Source organism: Sphingomonas sp. 35-24ZXX (genome assembly GCF_000786215.1).
Classification (GTDB): Bacteria; Pseudomonadota; Alphaproteobacteria; order Sphingomonadales; family Sphingomonadaceae; genus Blastomonas.
On sequence record NZ_JROG01000009.1, the window covers coordinates 204344 to 220212 of the forward strand.

Annotated in this window: 20 protein-coding genes and 1 tRNA gene; 10 read left to right on the plus strand and 11 right to left on the minus strand. The window is 63.9% G+C overall.

Features of this window, described 5'->3' with window-relative positions; translation table 11 throughout:
• Positions 1-5 precede the first annotated feature (5 nt).
• Positions 6-197 (minus strand): hypothetical protein, encoded by a 192-nt coding sequence (locus LI72_RS17035; protein WP_033927221.1) that lies wholly within the window; start codon positions 195-197, stop codon positions 6-8.
• Positions 198-380: 183 nt separating this feature from the next.
• Between LI72_RS17035 and LI72_RS17040 the strand changes: the two genes are divergently transcribed.
• The gene (locus LI72_RS17040; protein ID WP_081985187.1) at positions 381-590 is read left to right on the plus strand and encodes a hypothetical protein; all 210 of its coding nucleotides are present in this window, start codon (positions 381-383) and stop codon (positions 588-590) included.
• A gap of 221 nt (positions 591-811) precedes the next feature.
• On the opposite strand, the gene recF is transcribed toward LI72_RS17040, so the two are convergent.
• Positions 812-1906: a DNA replication/repair protein RecF gene (recF, locus tag LI72_RS17045; RefSeq protein ID WP_033927223.1), complete on the minus strand. Its 1095-nt coding sequence runs from the start codon at positions 1904-1906 to the stop codon at positions 812-814.
• Positions 1907-2162: 256 nt separating this feature from the next.
• On the opposite strand from recF, the gene LI72_RS20650 reads away from it, so the two are divergent.
• Together LI72_RS20650 and LI72_RS17050 are read left to right on the plus strand one after the other, a co-directional pair.
• Positions 2163-2291 (plus strand): hypothetical protein, encoded by a 129-nt coding sequence (locus LI72_RS20650; RefSeq protein ID WP_269429441.1) that lies wholly within the window; start codon positions 2163-2165, stop codon positions 2289-2291.
• A gap of 44 nt (positions 2292-2335) precedes the next feature.
• Positions 2336-2524: a PspC domain-containing protein gene (locus tag LI72_RS17050; RefSeq protein ID WP_033927129.1), complete on the plus strand. Its 189-nt coding sequence runs from the start codon at positions 2336-2338 to the stop codon at positions 2522-2524.
• Between the two features lie 21 nt (positions 2525-2545).
• Here the strand turns inward: LI72_RS17050 and LI72_RS17055 are convergent, their stop codons facing one another.
• Both LI72_RS17055 and LI72_RS20125 read right to left on the minus strand, forming a co-directional pair.
• Positions 2546-3304, minus strand: coding sequence for a queuosine precursor transporter (locus tag LI72_RS17055; protein WP_033927130.1), 759 nt, complete (start codon positions 3302-3304; stop codon positions 2546-2548).
• Positions 3305-3604: 300 nt separating this feature from the next.
• Entirely contained in the window at positions 3605-4513 is a 909-nt protein-coding gene (locus tag LI72_RS20125; RefSeq protein WP_156139673.1) for a hypothetical protein, read from the minus strand.
• Between the two features lie 521 nt (positions 4514-5034).
• Between LI72_RS20125 and LI72_RS17065 the strand changes: the two genes are divergently transcribed.
• Positions 5035-5111, plus strand: a tRNA-Arg gene (locus tag LI72_RS17065).
• A gap of 182 nt (positions 5112-5293) precedes the next feature.
• Positions 5294-6046 (plus strand): ferredoxin--NADP reductase, encoded by a 753-nt coding sequence (locus LI72_RS17070; RefSeq protein WP_052130126.1) that lies wholly within the window; start codon positions 5294-5296, stop codon positions 6044-6046.
• A gap of 3 nt (positions 6047-6049) precedes the next feature.
• Here LI72_RS17070 and LI72_RS17075 read toward each other — a convergent pair whose 3' ends face one another.
• The 6 genes from LI72_RS17075 to LI72_RS17100 form a co-directional block, all read right to left on the minus strand.
• Positions 6050-6484 (minus strand): acyl-CoA thioesterase, encoded by a 435-nt coding sequence (locus LI72_RS17075; protein WP_033927132.1) that lies wholly within the window; start codon positions 6482-6484, stop codon positions 6050-6052.
• Entirely contained in the window at positions 6481-8025 is a 1545-nt protein-coding gene (locus LI72_RS17080) for a hypothetical protein (protein ID WP_033927133.1), read from the minus strand. The genes LI72_RS17075 and LI72_RS17080 overlap by 4 nt, the downstream gene beginning before the upstream one ends.
• A gap of 51 nt (positions 8026-8076) precedes the next feature.
• Positions 8077-8784: a type II secretion system protein N gene (gene gspN / locus LI72_RS17085; protein ID WP_052130128.1), complete on the minus strand. Its 708-nt coding sequence runs from the start codon at positions 8782-8784 to the stop codon at positions 8077-8079.
• Positions 8785-8806: 22 nt separating this feature from the next.
• Positions 8807-9286 carry a type II secretion system protein GspM gene (gene gspM / locus LI72_RS17090; protein WP_033927134.1) on the minus strand — a complete coding sequence of 160 codons (480 nt, stop codon included), beginning with the start codon at positions 9284-9286 and terminating at the stop codon, positions 8807-8809.
• Complete coding sequence (gspL, locus tag LI72_RS17095; protein ID WP_052130130.1) at positions 9283-10386, minus strand: type II secretion system protein GspL; 1104 nt, start codon at positions 10384-10386, stop codon at positions 9283-9285. The genes gspM and gspL overlap by 4 nt, the downstream gene beginning before the upstream one ends.
• A 93-nt stretch (positions 10387-10479) precedes the next feature.
• The gene (locus LI72_RS17100) at positions 10480-10989 is read right to left on the minus strand and encodes a DUF4345 family protein (RefSeq protein ID WP_033927135.1); all 510 of its coding nucleotides are present in this window, start codon (positions 10987-10989) and stop codon (positions 10480-10482) included.
• Positions 10990-11235: 246 nt separating this feature from the next.
• Here LI72_RS17100 and LI72_RS17105 point away from each other — a divergent pair, with 246 nt between their 5' ends.
• From LI72_RS17105 to LI72_RS17125, 5 genes are read left to right on the plus strand one after another with little or no spacing between them, the layout of a single operon-like run.
• Positions 11236-12000: an SDR family NAD(P)-dependent oxidoreductase gene (locus LI72_RS17105; protein WP_033927136.1), complete on the plus strand. Its 765-nt coding sequence runs from the start codon at positions 11236-11238 to the stop codon at positions 11998-12000.
• A gap of 16 nt (positions 12001-12016) precedes the next feature.
• Positions 12017-12655 carry a glutathione S-transferase family protein gene (locus tag LI72_RS17110; RefSeq protein WP_033927137.1) on the plus strand — a complete coding sequence of 213 codons (639 nt, stop codon included), beginning with the start codon at positions 12017-12019 and terminating at the stop codon, positions 12653-12655.
• Between the two features lie 2 nt (positions 12656-12657).
• Positions 12658-13641: a thiamine pyrophosphate-dependent dehydrogenase E1 component subunit alpha gene (locus LI72_RS17115; protein WP_033927138.1), complete on the plus strand. Its 984-nt coding sequence runs from the start codon at positions 12658-12660 to the stop codon at positions 13639-13641.
• A complete protein-coding gene (locus tag LI72_RS17120; protein WP_081985189.1) occupies positions 13638-14675 on the plus strand; it encodes an alpha-ketoacid dehydrogenase subunit beta in 1038 nt (345 codons plus the stop codon). Before LI72_RS17115 ends, LI72_RS17120 begins: the two co-directional genes overlap by 4 nt.
• Complete coding sequence (locus tag LI72_RS17125) at positions 14675-14905, plus strand: biotin/lipoyl-containing protein (RefSeq protein ID WP_033927228.1); 231 nt, start codon at positions 14675-14677, stop codon at positions 14903-14905. The genes LI72_RS17120 and LI72_RS17125 overlap by 1 nt, the downstream gene beginning before the upstream one ends.
• 143 nt (positions 14906-15048) lie before the next feature.
• On the opposite strand, the gene LI72_RS17130 is transcribed toward LI72_RS17125, so the two are convergent.
• Positions 15049-15483 (minus strand): hypothetical protein, encoded by a 435-nt coding sequence (locus tag LI72_RS17130; RefSeq protein WP_156139674.1) that lies wholly within the window; start codon positions 15481-15483, stop codon positions 15049-15051.
• Positions 15484-15869: the final 386 nt, after the last annotated feature.

Consider the following 15869-nt stretch of genomic DNA (forward strand, 5'->3'; position numbering starts at 1 on the left):
CCGGGTCAGCGTTTTCGGCGGTCCATGTACCACAAGGCGCCGTGCAGCGCGAAGCCGCCGCCGAGGCCTGCCAGAAAACCGATCGAGGGCTGGCCCAGGAATCCGCCGATGATCGTGCCGCCGAGCGTACCCAGCGCCATGAACACGCCGCCCGCGCGGGCGGGGGGGCGAGAGCTGTCAGATGTGTCGTTGACCATGTGTCGGCCCTTGCCACGGCTGGCCGCCCTTTGCCAATGCCAATCGCGCGGCATGGCAAATGCGAAACCCTAACACGAAATTTACCACGCCGGTTGAGCCTTCCTCCACAGCGCGCCTGTATCCCGGTTCGACCAGCAGCCACTTTTCCGATGGCGGCCAGAACAAGAGGACAGACGATCCGCATGAACCTGCCCTATATCGGAAGCCGCGAAGCCTATGAGGATGCCTGCCTGCTGCTGTCGCGCTATGGCGAGACTGCGGGCATCGAGGCCTCGGACCGGGCAGAAGCGGCGCGGGCACGCGGCAACCACATCCATTTCTGCCACTGGCGCCAGATCGAACGGCTGCTGGTGATCCTGTCGATCGACCAGAGCATCGGGACGATTCACTGAGGGGCGAGAGTGATCAGTCTGGCGATCGTGGCCTGAGAGAAGGCCAGATCAGCACAAGCACGCCTGGGCGCGATCAAGCCCACCGAGATCCAACCAAGCACTGCTTTGCTGCAAAGCGCTGGCGGGCAATCGCGACCCATGGGCGCGAAGCCTTCGACAGTCTCAGGCTGAGCGGAGGGCTGTATGGCGTTGCAGAGGGATGCGAAGCTACGCGCCGCGCCTTAGGTTTCCCCACCAACCGCCTTCACCACCCCACCGCTCACGCTCCAGTCGGCGCGGCCCGGCGTTGGCACCGCGTCGAACAGGCTCGCATCGGTCCCCGTCATCCACACCTGGCCCGAGCGCTCGGCCAATTGCTCGTACAGCGCGGCGCGGCGCGCTGGGTCTAGATGGGCTGCGACCTCGTCGAGCAGCAGAATCAGGCGGCTGCCGCGCCGCTGTGCCACCAGATCGGCATGCGCCAGGATGATCGCGATCAGCATCGCCTTCTGCTCGCCGGTCGAGCACAAAGCCGCTGCCTGGCCCTTCTGCCGCATTGTCACGACGAGATCGTCGCGGTGCGGCCCTGCGAGCGCACGTCCCGCTGCCCGGTCGCGTGATCGGCCCGCCTTCAGCGCTCCCGCGAGCGTGCCCGCCTCGGTCGGCCCCTTGCGTTCCAGCGCCAGCGCGGGCTGCGCGAACGGCCCGGCATCAAGCGCGCCGATCTGCGCATCGAGCGCCAGCAGCGTATCGCCGCGCGCTTCGGCGAGCGCCGCGCCATGCTCTGCCATCCGCATTTCCAGCGCGTCGATCCAGCCCGGATCGACCGGGCGCTCGGCGCTGAGCAGCCGGTTGCGTTCACGCATCGCTCCCTCGTAGCGCGCGGCATGGCTTGCGTGCGCGGGATAGAGCGCCAGCACCAGCCGGTCGAGAAACCGCCGCCTGCCGCCTGCGCTTTCCAGGAACAGCCGATCCATCGCCGGGGTCAGCCAGACGACCGCGAGCCAGTCGGCGAGGCTCGTTGCTGCAGCCGCAGCGCCGTTGACGCGCACCTGTCGCCGCGATGGCGCATCCGCATTGGTCCCGGTACCGATCCGCACCTCTTCTTGCCAAAGCGCCGCCGCTATGGCAAAGCCGCCGGGCCCCTGCTGGCGCGCCATCTGCTCGATCGCGGCGCGGCGCATGCCCCGGCCCGGCGCGAGCAGCGAGATCGCTTCGAGGATGTTGGTCTTGCCCGCGCCATTGTCGCCCCAGATCACGTTGAACCGCGCGCCCGCCACGATGCGGCTTTCGGCGTGGTTGCGAAACTGGGTGAGAGAGAGGGAAGAGAGCGCCATCTGCGCGCGGCTATAGCGCCTTGCGCGACGGGCCGCGCGCAAAATCGCAAACCGCAGCCAAGGCGCAAAATCCGCGATGCCAAAGAATCGTGAATATTCCCAAAACTTCGCATTCAGCTAGCGTCAAGATTTGTGTCATCGTGTATAGGGTATTGAAATATAGTCATTTTTCAGTTTGGCACGCCCCGTGCAATGTATCTGGCATCTCCCGACGGACAGTCCGAAGGGACCCAGACACACTGAAAGGACCCAAACCATGTTCTCGATCTCGAACTTCAACAGCAACCTGATCGCTGCGATCTGCGCTTTTGCCACCTCGGCACTTTTCATCGGCCTGAGCGTAGGCCCGGCAGAAATCGGCACGATGTCGGCGATGATCGTCTGATCGCACACCGCATCGAATATCCACGGGTTTTAAGGGAAACCATCATGAAGAACCGCGCATTTCATCTCGACAAGTCGAACGGCAAGCTGATGGGCGTGTGCTCGGGCATCGCCAACTATTTCGACTGGGATGCCAATTTCATCCGCATCGCCTTCGTGCTCGCCGCCCTGTTCGGCGTTGGCGCACCGGTGCTGATCTATCTGGTCATCGGCCTCGTCGCCTCCGACCGGTAAGGGAATGCAGCCTATGCCTGATCACACCCGGGTGCTGAACGGCGTGAAATCGGTGGCGGTATCGAACACCTCCACACCTTCGCGCCGTTTCAGCCATCCGACCACCGCATAGGTCACCGGGGTCAGCACCACCTCCCAGCTGACCTTGAGCAGCCAGTTGGTGATCATCACCGTGATCACCTGCGACGTCTCCCACTCTCCGTAAAACGCGAGCGGATAGAAGATCAGGCTGTCGACGCCCTGGCCGACCACCGTCGAGCCGATCGTCCGGGTCCACAGCATCCGCCCTTGCGTCCACAGCTTCATCCGCGCCATCACATAGCTGTTGACGAACTCGCCCGCCCAGAAGGCGACGATCGACGCGAAAACGATGCGCGGGACCTGGCCGAACACCGATTCATACGCGGCCTGGCCATCCCAACCCTCCGCCGGCGGCAGGCTCACCACCACCCAGCTCATGAATGCCATGAACAGCAGTGCGCCGAACCCGGCCCAGATCACCCGACGCGCGCGGGCATAGCCGTAGATCTCGGTGAGCACGTCGCCGATGACATAGCCCAGCGGGAAGAACAGAATGCCCGCGCCATAGACCCATTGCTCTGCGCCGATGGTAATGAACGTCGGCTTGGCCGCGCCGATCACGTTCGAGAGCAGCAGCACAGTGACGAACGCCGCCATCACGAAATCGTAATAGCGGAACTGGTGGGTGGCGGGGTCGAACCCGGTGGCGGGCGAGGGGCCCGCGCCGGGGGCGGGGGTCACGGGAGAGGGCGTCTGCATCGTCCTTCGCCATATCGCGGTTTACAGCCCCATGCAAAGCCCGCTATTGCCCGCCCCACACGGCGCGCGCCCTTGAAGCCGCTGGCGGTGGTGGCACAGCAGCGCCAGTGCCCGGCGATCCCGACGGCACATGCCGAGCTTTTGGTGCCGCCGATTGTGAAGACCTTGCTGCCCGAATGATCGACGGCCAGGCCAGCATCGACAAGCTGATCGCGCTGCAGGCTTGGGCCATAGGAACTAGTGGTCTTGCAGTGTCGCGCCATCCATCTGAATGACTACATTTGGGGTATTGATCGGTGGCTAGCTATTCTCATCGATCAGGTTTGGTATCATGGGGTCACCATCATCTGGGTCATCGATATAAAGTTCGCCAGAAGTTAGATCTGTGCCGGCGCCAGCGCGCCTTTCAGAAAGCGTCATGCCATCCTCGAACTGGGAGTTGAATGTAGCATCCAGCTCAATCAACACATCGCGTCTATATTCCTTGATATCAGCCCATTCGGAATCCGTAACATCAAAGTATATTAGCAATCTGCGTCGATCAGATGGCGGTATAATCACGCAATCGGTGATCCGCTCGATTAAAAGGCGTTCTTTAGTTTTTCCTTTTCTGAGGTATATCTTCAAATCAGATGACAAATTAAACGCTGGAGTAGATCCAGCATTAAATAGATGAGCGTCGGCTTCGATTGCAACGTTCCCCTTCATTTCGTGGATTTTTATAGATGTCTCTTTCCAGTAAACGAAGGGTTCTAGCTGGAGTTTCGTCGCTGTACCTTGATGAACTCTGGACTTCTCTGCTTCTTTGTAAGCTAGCCTTGCATAGAAAGCCGCTGCGAATGCAGCTGCGCAGGTCAAGCCACCGATTATTAATCCCAACAAAGTCATTTTGGCGACTTCATAGCTGATCAATACTGATGCTTCAGCTGCATCTGCGGATCGCATTTGTTGGATCAGATCCTCGGTTTTTAAACGATGTTCCTCTGCTGCGTCTGCACAGCGGTCGAACTCAGCAAGTGCTGCATCGTCAGCAAGTTTGGATAATTTTTCAGGGTGGCAACTTGAGCCTCCTGCCCGATAGGCGGATGAGGAGGTGGCGCCTGCATCATTTCGCAGCGGCGTTGGACCTGAGGGGACAAATGAAAACCAAAGTAAGAGTGACAGGATTATCAGCCCGCCCACCAAAGATATCTTAATCGGATTGGCCATTGTCATTATGCTACATAAGCGTTGTAGGTTAGGTGTCGGACAGTTTGTCCCCGACATTTGACCCAAAGTCCATATGTCATGACCCTCCCATGTATTAAGATCAGCGCGAACGTGGCGATTTTCCTGGTTGGCTTCCTAGGATGCCATTGTTTCCGGCGCTGACCCGCTTGGGCAACTGGTCCATCAGGGTAATGTTGATGATGCCGCGTTCCTTGGCATAATCGTACCCCTGTAGCCCGCGCAGCACGATCCACGCAAAGCTCTGGCCGTCGCCGTTCGGCTTGATCTACTCGATGCGGTCTGGGTCATAAGTGATGATGGCGAATCGGCGGCGCGGCATGCGCCTTTGTTCTCACTGTGTTCTCGTTGCGTCAACCGATCAGGCCGTTCTCAGTGTGTCAGCTTTTGTGTCAATCCTGTGCCACCCTCTGCCGCGCGTTGCCGCTGTGTTCCGTTTCCGTTGACAGCACCACCGGGCAAGACTACCCGAAAACCACGGCTTTCCGCCGTCCAATCACCGCGCGCCCTTAGCTCAGCTGGATAGAGCACGAGACTTCTAATCTTGAGGCCACAGGTTCGACTCCTGTAGGGCGCGCCAGAATTCCCCTGAGATTGTGCGGTCGGTGCGCGCAGGGCGTGGTTCCCGGGTCTTGTCGGATCCGACCTGCGCGGTCTTGAGCGGGCCAAGCCAGGGTTTGGGGTGGCGTAAAAATGCTACTTCCCGCTGCCGTGCGGATGCTGCTAGGGGCAGCCGATTCCCGGATTACGGATTGGACGAAAATGGCGATTACGACTGTCGAGGTTCTGACGACGCACCAGTGGAACACTGGCCTGTTCTCCTTCACCGTGTCGCGGCCGCCATCGTTCCGGTTCGTCAGCGGCCAGTTCGTGATGCTGGGCCTGATGATCAACGGCAAGCCGCTGCTGCGCGCCTATTCGATCGTCTCGCCCGCATGGGACGAAACGCTCGAGTTTTTGAGCATCATCGTGCCCGATGGCCCGCTGACCAGCCATCTGTACAAGATCAAGCCCGGTGACGAGATCCTGCTGGGCGCCAAGCCCACCGGCACGCTGACGCTCGATGCGCTGCTACCGGGCAAGCGCCTGCACCTGATCGGCACAGGTACTGGTCTTGCGCCGTGGATGTCGATCATCCGCGATCCCGATGCCTATGAGCGCTACGAACAGATCACGGTGCAGCACACCGTGCGCGATATCCAGGACCTGGCCTATCGCGAAGAGCTCGAAGCGCGGATGGAGCACGATCCTCTGGTGGGTGAGCTCGCAGTGACGCGGCTGACCTATGACCAGTCGGTGACCAAGTGCCCGACCTGGACCGGCGAGAACCGCCGCATCACCACCCGCATCGAATGTGGCGACTATCCACTGAACCCGGAAACCGACCGTGTGATGCTGTGCGGCAGCATGGCGATGATCAAGGAAACCGGCGCGCTGCTGGAAAGCCTGGGCTTTGTCGAAGGCGCGCAGTCGAACCCCGGCACCTATGTGCTGGAGCGTGCGTTCGTCGGCTGACGATCAGCTGCGGATCGCCTCGAGCGCGGTCCGCAGGTCTTCTGGCAGCGGTACCGGGCGGCGGGTGTCGCGGTCGACATAGACATGGGTGAAATGGCCGGCGGCCGCCGCTGCATCCTCGTCATTCGCGAACAACCCGACCGCATAGCGCACCGAGCTGGTGCCGATATGGTCGACGCGCACGCCCGCATGGATCGTGTCGGGAAAGGCGGTGGGCGCAAAATAGGCGCAGCCCGTTTCCACCACCAATCCGATCACCGCGCCGGCATGGATATCGAGCGCGCCCGCCTTGATCAGATATTCGTTCACCGCGGTGTCGAACCAGAAATAATAGACCGAGTTGTTGACGTGACCGTAGATGTCATTGTCCGACCAGCGGGTGCTGATCTGCGTGTACGCGGGATATTGCGCGCGCGACGGGCGAGCGGGGCGGCTCATGCGTCCACCGTGAAGGCGTTGACGCCATCGGCATGGCGGATGGTGACGGTGCGGCCGATGGGATCGTGCGCCGGATCGATCAGCGCGGCAAGGGCAGCCTCTTTGTCGGCATCCGCAGGGCGCGCGACGATGCGGCCCTTGTCCGTCCGCGCGATCACCACACCGCGCGCGGGCCGCCCCTTGGCATAGCCCACGGTATAGCTTTCGATCGTGCCGGTCGCATCCTCTTCCAGCCGCTCGGGCGTGCCTTGCGCATCGACCTCGGCCTGCATCGAGGCGTGATCGACCGGGGCCCAGCCCTCGGGTGCGGCGGTGCTGTAGATACCGACCGCCTCTTTCGACAGGAAACCGCCATTGGCGAGCACCAGGCCGAGCGCGCCGGGGTCGGCGCGCAAAGTCTGCGCCATCGCGGCGATGGCATGCATCGAGTAATTGTTGCCTGCACCGCCCGAGAAAGGCAGCCCGCCGGTGAGCGTGAGCGGCGTGGTGCGCGGATCGACGCCCAAGGCTTCGGCCGCCAGCAGCACCGCGACCGGAAAACAGCTGTAGATGTCGTAATGCGCGATGTCCGCCGGGGTCTTGCCTGCGCTGGCGAGCGCGCCTGCAAGCGATACCTCGATCGCACGCGAACGCGACAGGTCGGCGCGCAGGCTGACGGGCTTGTCCATCGCCTCGCCGCTGCCGTGCAAGAACACCCATTGCGATTGCGGCACGCCCATCGCTTCGGCCTGGGCCACGCTGGTGAGGATCAGCGCTGCACCCTGGTTCACCGCATCCTGCGCGACGTGCCATTTGAGATAGGGGTCGGCGACAGGGTAGTTGCTGTCCGATGCCGTGCCCAGATACTGCGCGTCCATCGCCTTGGGGAATTGCGCATAGGGATTGGCTGCAGCAACCTCACTGAAACCGGCCCAGAGCTCGGACATGGCCGCCACATGCTCGGCGCGGCTGCGGCCCAGCCGCGCGCGCAAGGCGTGCTCGAACAGCGGGTAGGTGAGGATCGGCGCGCCGATGCCGTTCCTGAGCTCATGCCGGTCGAGCAGCATCGGCCCCAGTCCGCGATCTTCCATCTCGCCCTCGACCGCCTCGGTCCAGTCGATGGCCACGCCCTTGCGCGCGGCAGTCTTGGCCGCAGCAATGGCTTCCGAGCCCGAAAGCAGCACGCATCTGGCCTCGCCCGCGTGGATCGCAGCGGCAAACTCGTTGACCAGCGACTGCGGGCTCTGGCCGCCGACTATCGAATAGATCGCGCGCGATGGCTGAGCGCCGATCCGCCGGGCAAGGCCCAGAGGCGGCTTGTCGCACCCGCCGGTGCCTTCGGGCACCATGCCCGGCGCGCTGTCGGCGAAGTGGCGGACGACCGCGATCACGTCGATCGCGGCGCGCACGGCGTCGGTGGCCCCCGTATCGGCGAGCGCAGCCTCGCTGGCGCGCTGCATTAGTGATTGCGGGCTGGGCGCAGCGGCGGCATCGCTGCCGTCCCAATGATCGACCGCCTGACCGACGCCGATCAGCACCGGGGTGTTGGGGTCAAGGGTCATGGCATTCTCTCCGTGTTTTTGTCTGTTGTCTTCGCGCGCGCCGAGGCGTTGTCAAAATCGTCCGTTGATCCTGATCGTCATCGCATCGCCCTGCTGGCGGAACCCGAGGGCGGAGAGCGCGGTACCCGCGCTGGCTGCCAGCCCGCCCAGGCGGAAATCGGCGGTATAGCGGCCGGTGCCGGCGATGCGGATGTCCATCTGCTCCAGCCCGGACTGGCCCTTCAACGGCACCAGAAGGTCGCTGCCGTCACAGCGCAAATTGCCGCTGAGCCCGCGCTGCAGCGTCAGGCCGAACAGGCTCTGTTCGATATTGACCCGCACCGCCCCCGAAGCCTGGACGCAGCGCTTGCCGGTGAACGCGATATCGACGCCGTCCAGGCTGATGCTGCGCAGCGGCAGCGGCGCGAACAGGTCGGCAGTGGCGATGTCGCCATTGGCGCCGCGCATCGCAATGCTGTCGCCGCTGCTGGCGAGGTCAAAGGCGAGGGGCGGTTGCCCCGGCGCGTCGCTGGCGCGGGTCATCGCCAGCGCCCATTCGCCGCGCAGCAGGCCGCCGGGCGACAGGCCTGCATCCAGATCGCCCAGGCTCAGCCTGCCGATCCTCAGATCACGCACCGTGCCCGACCAGATGCTGCCTTCGATGCTGCGGGCGCTGACCCCGCGCTCGCCCAGGCCCGCCATGTCGAAAACGATGCGCAGCGGCAGCAGCACGATCAGCGCCACGACCAGCGCCAAGGCGATCAGCAGGCCCCGCTTCACGCGGCAACTCCGACCGGGAGGATCATCCGCCGACCTTGATCAGCCGCGCGGAGACCGAAACGGTGCCATTGTCCATCCGCCGGATGACCAGGGTTTCCGGGACGACGCCGCGGCGTTCGAGATCGGCAATCCAGCCGAGGAACGCGGTCGAGCGCGCCGATCCGATCGCGATTTCCGCGCGGCCTGGTCCCTGCGCCGTGTTGCTGTCGAGCGTGAAGCCGCGTTCGGCCGCCTCGCTGGCGAGCAGCAGATCGAGTGCGGCGATCGCCGCTGCGGGCCGCCGGTCTGCCGGCATCGACAGCGCCTGCGCCTTGGCCTCGATCCGCCCGGACTGCATCGTCGCCTCATAGAAGCTGCGCTTGGCATCGGTCGCCAGATCGTAGATCGGCCGGTAGATCAGGAAAAAGGCGATCACGCCAGCTGCCAGCGCGCCGGCAACGCCGACGAGAATCTGCTCGCGGCGCGACAGCGCGATGAACCAGTTCTTTGCCGCCTCGGTCATGGCGCCAGCACCGTGATGTCGGCGACCGCCTGGCCAGTCGCATCGCTGCGGTTGGCGGCGGTGACCTTGTAGCCATTGTTCTGCAGCGCGATGAGCACGGTATTCAGGTCCTCGACGCGGGGCGCCGCGATCATCGCGGCGATGATGCCGCCGGGGCGATAGTCCGCCTGGCGGATGACGACCCCGGGTACCGGCTGGATGGCAGACAGCAGGCCGGCAAGCGGCACGCTGGCGACCATGTTTCCGGCCCCCCGCGCGGCGAGCCTGGCATCAATCTGCTGCTCGGCCTGCGCCGCATCGGTGGCACCGGGCACCAGCCTCTGCGCGCTGGCGAGCGCGCGCCGTTCAGCAAGATCCGCGCCCAGATAATGCTTGCCGATTTCGGCCAGCGGGACCGCCAGGCTGACCAGCGCCAGGGCGCCCAGCAACCAGGCAAGCGTCCGCCCCTGACCTGCGCCCAGCGCGAACAGCGGCGTGCGCCGGGCGAAATCGCCCTGACGCAGGTTGAGCGGCGGATCGGCCAGTGCTGCCACCAGGGCCGCGTCGCGCCTGTCCTGATCGAGCGCGACCGGAGCCTCGCCAGCCAGCAGCAGCGCGCCGAGCGCCTCGTCGGGCGGCAGCACCAGATCGCCCAGCCTGTCGGCTCCCAGGTCGCCGAAGGTGGCGCTCACTGGCTGGTCGCTTTCGGGCAGCAACAGGCCCACAGGGACGATGATATCCGGGTCCAGCCCGCGCAGCGCCAGTTCGGCGAGGTGATCGGCGAGAGTTGCGCGCGCGATCGTGGCGCAACGGACGCGCATGCCGGCCTCGGTTCGGCCCAGTGCACGGACCGCGACGAACAGATCACCGCCGATGCTGAGGTCCGCGGCCCGGTAACGCGCGGCAGCCTCAGCCTGCGCAGCGCTCATATCGCCCATGTCGAGCGTGCGAATGACGGTATCGGCGGCGGGAACGAGCGCGATGACGGGCGCATCGCCAGCGCGGGCGGGCGGAGAGACATCCTGCCCGCGCGCGACGACATGACTGTCCTCGACATGCCACCAATGCAACACCGCATCGGCAGACACGGGACAGGCAACGATCAGGCCATGCAGTGCCATGGGTCAGGCAGTCCGGGAGGGGAGCTGCTGGAAGCGGGTCGAAGACAAGATCGCAAAACCCCCGAACGGCGACAGAATCGAATGGATATTGCCCTAGACAATCGGCTGGGCCAAGTCACGGTCCCTTTGACCGTCGGACGCGTTTTGCAGTGCGATGTCGTTCTGCTCGGCTGCCAGCCGCTCGCGCTCGGCAGCTTCGGCCTGTTCGGCTGCCAGAGCCTCGCGGCGGCGCGGATTGAGGATCGCGAACGAGGCCACCAGCAGCACTACCGCAATCGCCTCGATAATCATCGACTGGGCGATGTTGGCGGTCAGCGGGTCGCTCATCAGGCCGAATGCGCGCCCGGTGAAGGCGAGCGCCACCATCGCGGCCGCACCCAGCAACCATTCGCGGCGGCCGGGCAGCAGACCGACGAGTGCTGCAAGCCCGCCGCTGATGAAGAAGCCGCCCATGTCCGCGCGGATGGCGCTGAGCCCCGTCGCGCGCTGGCGGCCCAGCTCGAACTGGGAGATGATCGATTGCGGATCGAGCATCGCACGCACGCCGATGATGATGAACAACGTGGCAAATCCGGCGACGAGCAGGCGAATGACCCAGGTCATGGCGGTCGATCCTTTCCCAAGAGGCTGTTGCGAGCCGTGTTATGGTGGTGTGCTGGGGTTGTCCAGCATGGCCGGGATACGGGGGACGGGCGGTTTCGATCCGCAACGGCCTGTAAAGAGCCGTAACGTGCTCAGAGGACCGTCGCTGCCGGGCTGTCATTTTTGCTGGTTACCGCATGTCGGCCTTTCCGATAGCGTGGCCTGCGACATCAAACAGGCGCAACAGCGCGGGCAAGGAGAGCGGCGATGGATCTGGGTCTGGCAGGCAAGAAGGTCATCATGAACGGCGGCGCGCACGGGCTCGGCCTCGCATCGCTGCGCCACTTCGCGACCGAAGGCGCGGACGTCGCCTTCCTGTCGCGCGATCCGGTCAAGGTCGAGGCGGCGGTCGCGGCCATCGATGCCTGCGGCCCCGGCAAGGTGCACGGCACCGCGATCGACATCACCGGCGATGCGGAAGGCTACAAGGCCTGGCTCCACGACTGTCTCGAGGCGCTGGGCGGCTGCGACATCTTCGTCCACACCGCCAGCGCATCGGGCCAGGGCGCGACCGGTGACTGGCAGCGCTGTCTCGACATGGACATCATGAACGCGGTGCACGGCGTCGAGGTGCTGACCCCGGCGCTGACCGAATCGGGCACCGGATCGATCATCTTCATGTCATCGACCGCCGCGCTGGAAACCTTCGTCGCGCCGCAGGCGTTCAACGCGCTCAAGGCCGCGCTGATCACTTATGGATCGCAGCTGAGCCAGGCGCTCGCGGGCCAGGGCATCCGCGTCAACTGCATCTCGCCGGGTGCGATCGAATATCCCGGCGGCAACTGGGAGATGATCAAGGGCGTGGTCCCCGCGCTGTACGAAGGCACGCTGGCCAAGATGCCGATGGGTCGCTTCGGCGAGCCCGAAGAGGTGGCCAAGGCAATTGTCTTCGTCGCCAGCCCGGCATGCCCGTATATGACCGGGGCGAATGTCGTCATCGATGGCGGCTTCACCCAGCGTGTCCAGTTCTGATCCGGAGTTTGTTCCCATGAAGCTTTACCAATCGATCGGCCCCAATCCGAGGGTCGTGCTGATGTTCCTGGAAGAGAAGGGCGCCGTCATCGACCGCGCCTTTGTCGACATCATGAAAGGGGAAAACCGTGGCCCCGATTTCCTCGCCAAGAACCCCTTCGGACAGCTGCCGCTGCTCGAGATGGACGATGGCACCTATCTGTCGGAAAGCACCGCGATCTGCGGTTACATCGAAGAGAAGTTCCCGACGCCCGCACTGATCGGCAGCACCGCCGAAGAGCGCGCGGTGACCCAAATGCTGGTGCGCCGCCTCGATTATGACGTCGTTGCGCCCATGACCACCGCGTTCCGGGGGTCCGAAGGCCTGCCGATGTTCCAGAACCGCCTGCGCTGCCTGCCCGAGGCCGCCGATGGCCTCAAGGCCTGTGCACGCGATGGTCTCGCCGCGTTCGACGCGCTGCTGGCGGGCAAGACCTGGCTGGCGGGCGACCGGTTCACGCTGGCGGACATCATGCTCTACTGCCTTACCGAGTTCGGCAACCGGGTCGGCCAGCCAACGCCCGATGATCTGTCCAATATCAAGGCCTGGTCTGAGCGCGTTGCCGCCCGGCCCAGCGCGGCTGCCAGCCTGAACGAAAAGACGGGGATCGCCTGACCATGACCGCCATCACGCCGATCGATCGCGAAAAACTGCTCGATATCTACACGCGCACGATGAAGGTGGCGCGCTTCGACGAGAAGATGCGCTCGCTGCTGATGAGCGGCAAGCTGGCCACCATCTATTACACGATGCGCGGGCAGGAATTGGTGACATCGGCGATGATGGCGGCACTCAATCAGGACGACTATCTCGTCACCACCTATCGCGGACAGCATGACCAGATCGCCAAGGGGGTTCCGCTCGACCTTCTGATCGCCGAGATTGCTGGCCGCGCCACCGGCACGTGCAAGGGCAAGGGCGGGTCGATGCACATCACCCATCCGGCCACCGGGGTGATGGTCACCACCGGCGTGGTCGGCTCCGGCCTGCCGATCGCCAATGGCCTGGCGCTGTCCAGCCAGAACAGGAAGGACGGCAAGGTCACCGTCACCTGCTTCGGCGATGGCGCGACCAATATCGGCGCGTTTCACGAGGCGATGAACATGGCGCAGCTCTACAAGCTGCCGGTGATCTTCTTCTGCCAGAACAACCGCTATGGCGAGCACACTGCCTTTGCCGACCACACCAAGGTCGACAGCATCGTCACCCGCGCCGCCGCCTACGGGATGAAGGGCGTGAAGGTCGACGGCAACGATGCGCTGGCGATGTACGCCGCGGCGAAAGAGGCGGTCGATCGCGCCCGCGCCGGCGACGGCCCGACGCTGATCGAGGCGATGTGCTACCGGATGATGGGGCATTTCTTCGGCGCGGACTTCTCGTACATGCCGCCCGAACATATCGAGGAAATGAAGGCGGAAGACCCGCTGCCCAAGCTTAACGCGCTGATGCTCGAGCACCAGTTCCCGCAAGACCAGCTCGACGCGATCGTCGCCGGGCTCGAGGCGGAGCTGGAAGCGGCGGTCGAGTTCGCCTTCGCCAGCGCCTATCCGGACGCCGACGAAATCCGCAAGGACGTATTCGAAGAGGAGATCGCGGCATGAGCGATGCAGCCACGCTGGACGCCAAGGCGGAAAAGAAGGCCAAGGTGAAGCAGATCACCATGGTGCAGGCGCTGAACGCCGCGCTCGACGAGGCGATGGCCGCCGACGAGGGCGTCATCCTGCTCGGCGAGGATGTCGGCGCCAAGCAAGGCGGCGGCGTGTTCAAGGTTTCGTCCGGGCTCAGCGAGAAATATGGCGACCACCGCATCCGCGCAACGCCGATTTCGGAGCAGGCGATCATGGGCGCATGCGTCGGCGCGGCGCTGGCGGGGATGCGCCCGATCGCCGAGATCATGCTGATGAACTTCGTCACCGTGGCGATGGACCAGATCGTCAACCATGCGGCGAAACTGCGATTCATGTCCGGCGGGCAGACCAATGTGCCGATGGTCATCCGCACCACCACCGGCGTCGGCGTCGGTTTTGGCGGCCAGCATTCGGACATGCTCGAAGCCTGGTTTGCGCATGTGCCGGGGCTGAAGATCGTCACGCCGTCGAACGCCGCCGATGCCAAGGGGCTGATGCGCAGCGCGATCGAGTGCAACGATCCGGTGATCTTCATCGAGAACATCCTTTGCTACGGCCTCAAGTCCGACGACCCCGGCACCGACTACCGCGTGCCCTTGGGCAAGGCGGCGGTGGCGCGCGAGGGCTCTGACGTCTCGCTGATCACCTATGGCCGCACCGTGCTCGATGCGCTCGAGGTGGCCGAAACGCTGGCCGGCGAAGGCGTATCTGTCGAGGTGATCGATCTGCGCACCATCGCGCCGTACGATGAGGCGACCGTCACCGCATCGGTGCGCAAGACCGGCCGCGCAGTGGTGCTGCACGAAGCGGTACGCAGCTATGGCACCGGCGCGGAAATCGCCTCGCGGCTGAATGAGGCGCTGTTCAACGAGCTGAAAGCCCCGGTGCAGCGCATCGGCGGCGCATTCTCCGCGGTGCCGATGGCCAGCGTGCTCGAACAGGCCTGGATCCCCAAGAAGGAAGAGATCGCCGACGCGATCCGCACGACGATGGAATGGAAGCGCTGATGGCGGCAGAAATCCGCATCCCCAAGCTCGGCATGAGCGTCACCGAAGTCACTCTGGTCGAATGGATGTTCGGCGATGGGGAGACGGTGGAAAAGGGCGACGTGCTCTACACCGTCGAGACCGACAAGAGCACCACCGAAATCGAGGCGCAGGATTCCGGCGTATTGCGCGTCACCGGCGAGGAAGGCGAGGCCTACAAGATCGGCGATGTGATCGGGACGATCGGCTAGGGGTGCCGAGCCACATAGCTCCGCGCAAGCATGTGGCGAATTGTTCGAGGCCGATCGGACACCCAGGTCGCTCGTCGGGTATCCGCGCTATGGCAAAAATAGCTGCCGTTCCGCAAACGACCCCACTTCGGACATCGGCCAATTCAAAAGAAGCGGGCGTCCTGCAGGTAGATCGCGTCCACGATTGAAAACACCTGCTCGGCTAAAGGCGTGTTTATCACATCGCGTCGCTTCAATGCCGTAGCAGCCAAGTCTACATTGCTGAGCCTGCCGTCCGCATCAACGACCATGAGGGAGGGAGTGCCATCTTCCAGTTGGCGATGCACCAATGCGACGCCAATCCGGTCGTGTGCGTCCGTTCCATCGCCCCATTTACCGATAACAAGGTCGAGATTGGCTCCCTGTTCGCTGAGATGTCCGGCTGTCCAGTTCATCCAGTATGCGGCTACGCTTGGGCCGCCTTGATGATGAACCATACCCCAAACGCGGCGGCTTTCGTTTCCACAACAATCACAATGACCGCTGCTTTCGCCCATCGTTTCAACTTCGAAAGCAGTGAGGTTGGCTTGGTTGGTCATGCCGCTGGACATATACTCGCCGATGGCAGGAAACCACCCAATTCCGGACTTTGCCCCCCCAACGGCCAATCCCAAAACCAGCCGCGCTTAATCCCTCTCCGCTCAGCCTGAGCCTGTCGAAGGCCCTGCGCTGGCCATGGCCTGATATCCGGACGCTCTCCGGCGAAAGCCGGACCCCAAGAGTCGTCGGGCACTTCGGCCTGCGAGCCATTTCTTCGCGTCTCCGCGTCTTCGCCTGAACCAGTAGAATTTCACGCGAAGACGCGAAGACGCGAATGCGCGAAGGGGAAGGCGCTGGAAGTCGGCGGCGGCTGTGCAGCATTCATCATCGGTAGCCGGTCCCCTGCGTAGGCCGGGAGCATCTCCAGACCGCAGTGCCGGGTGCG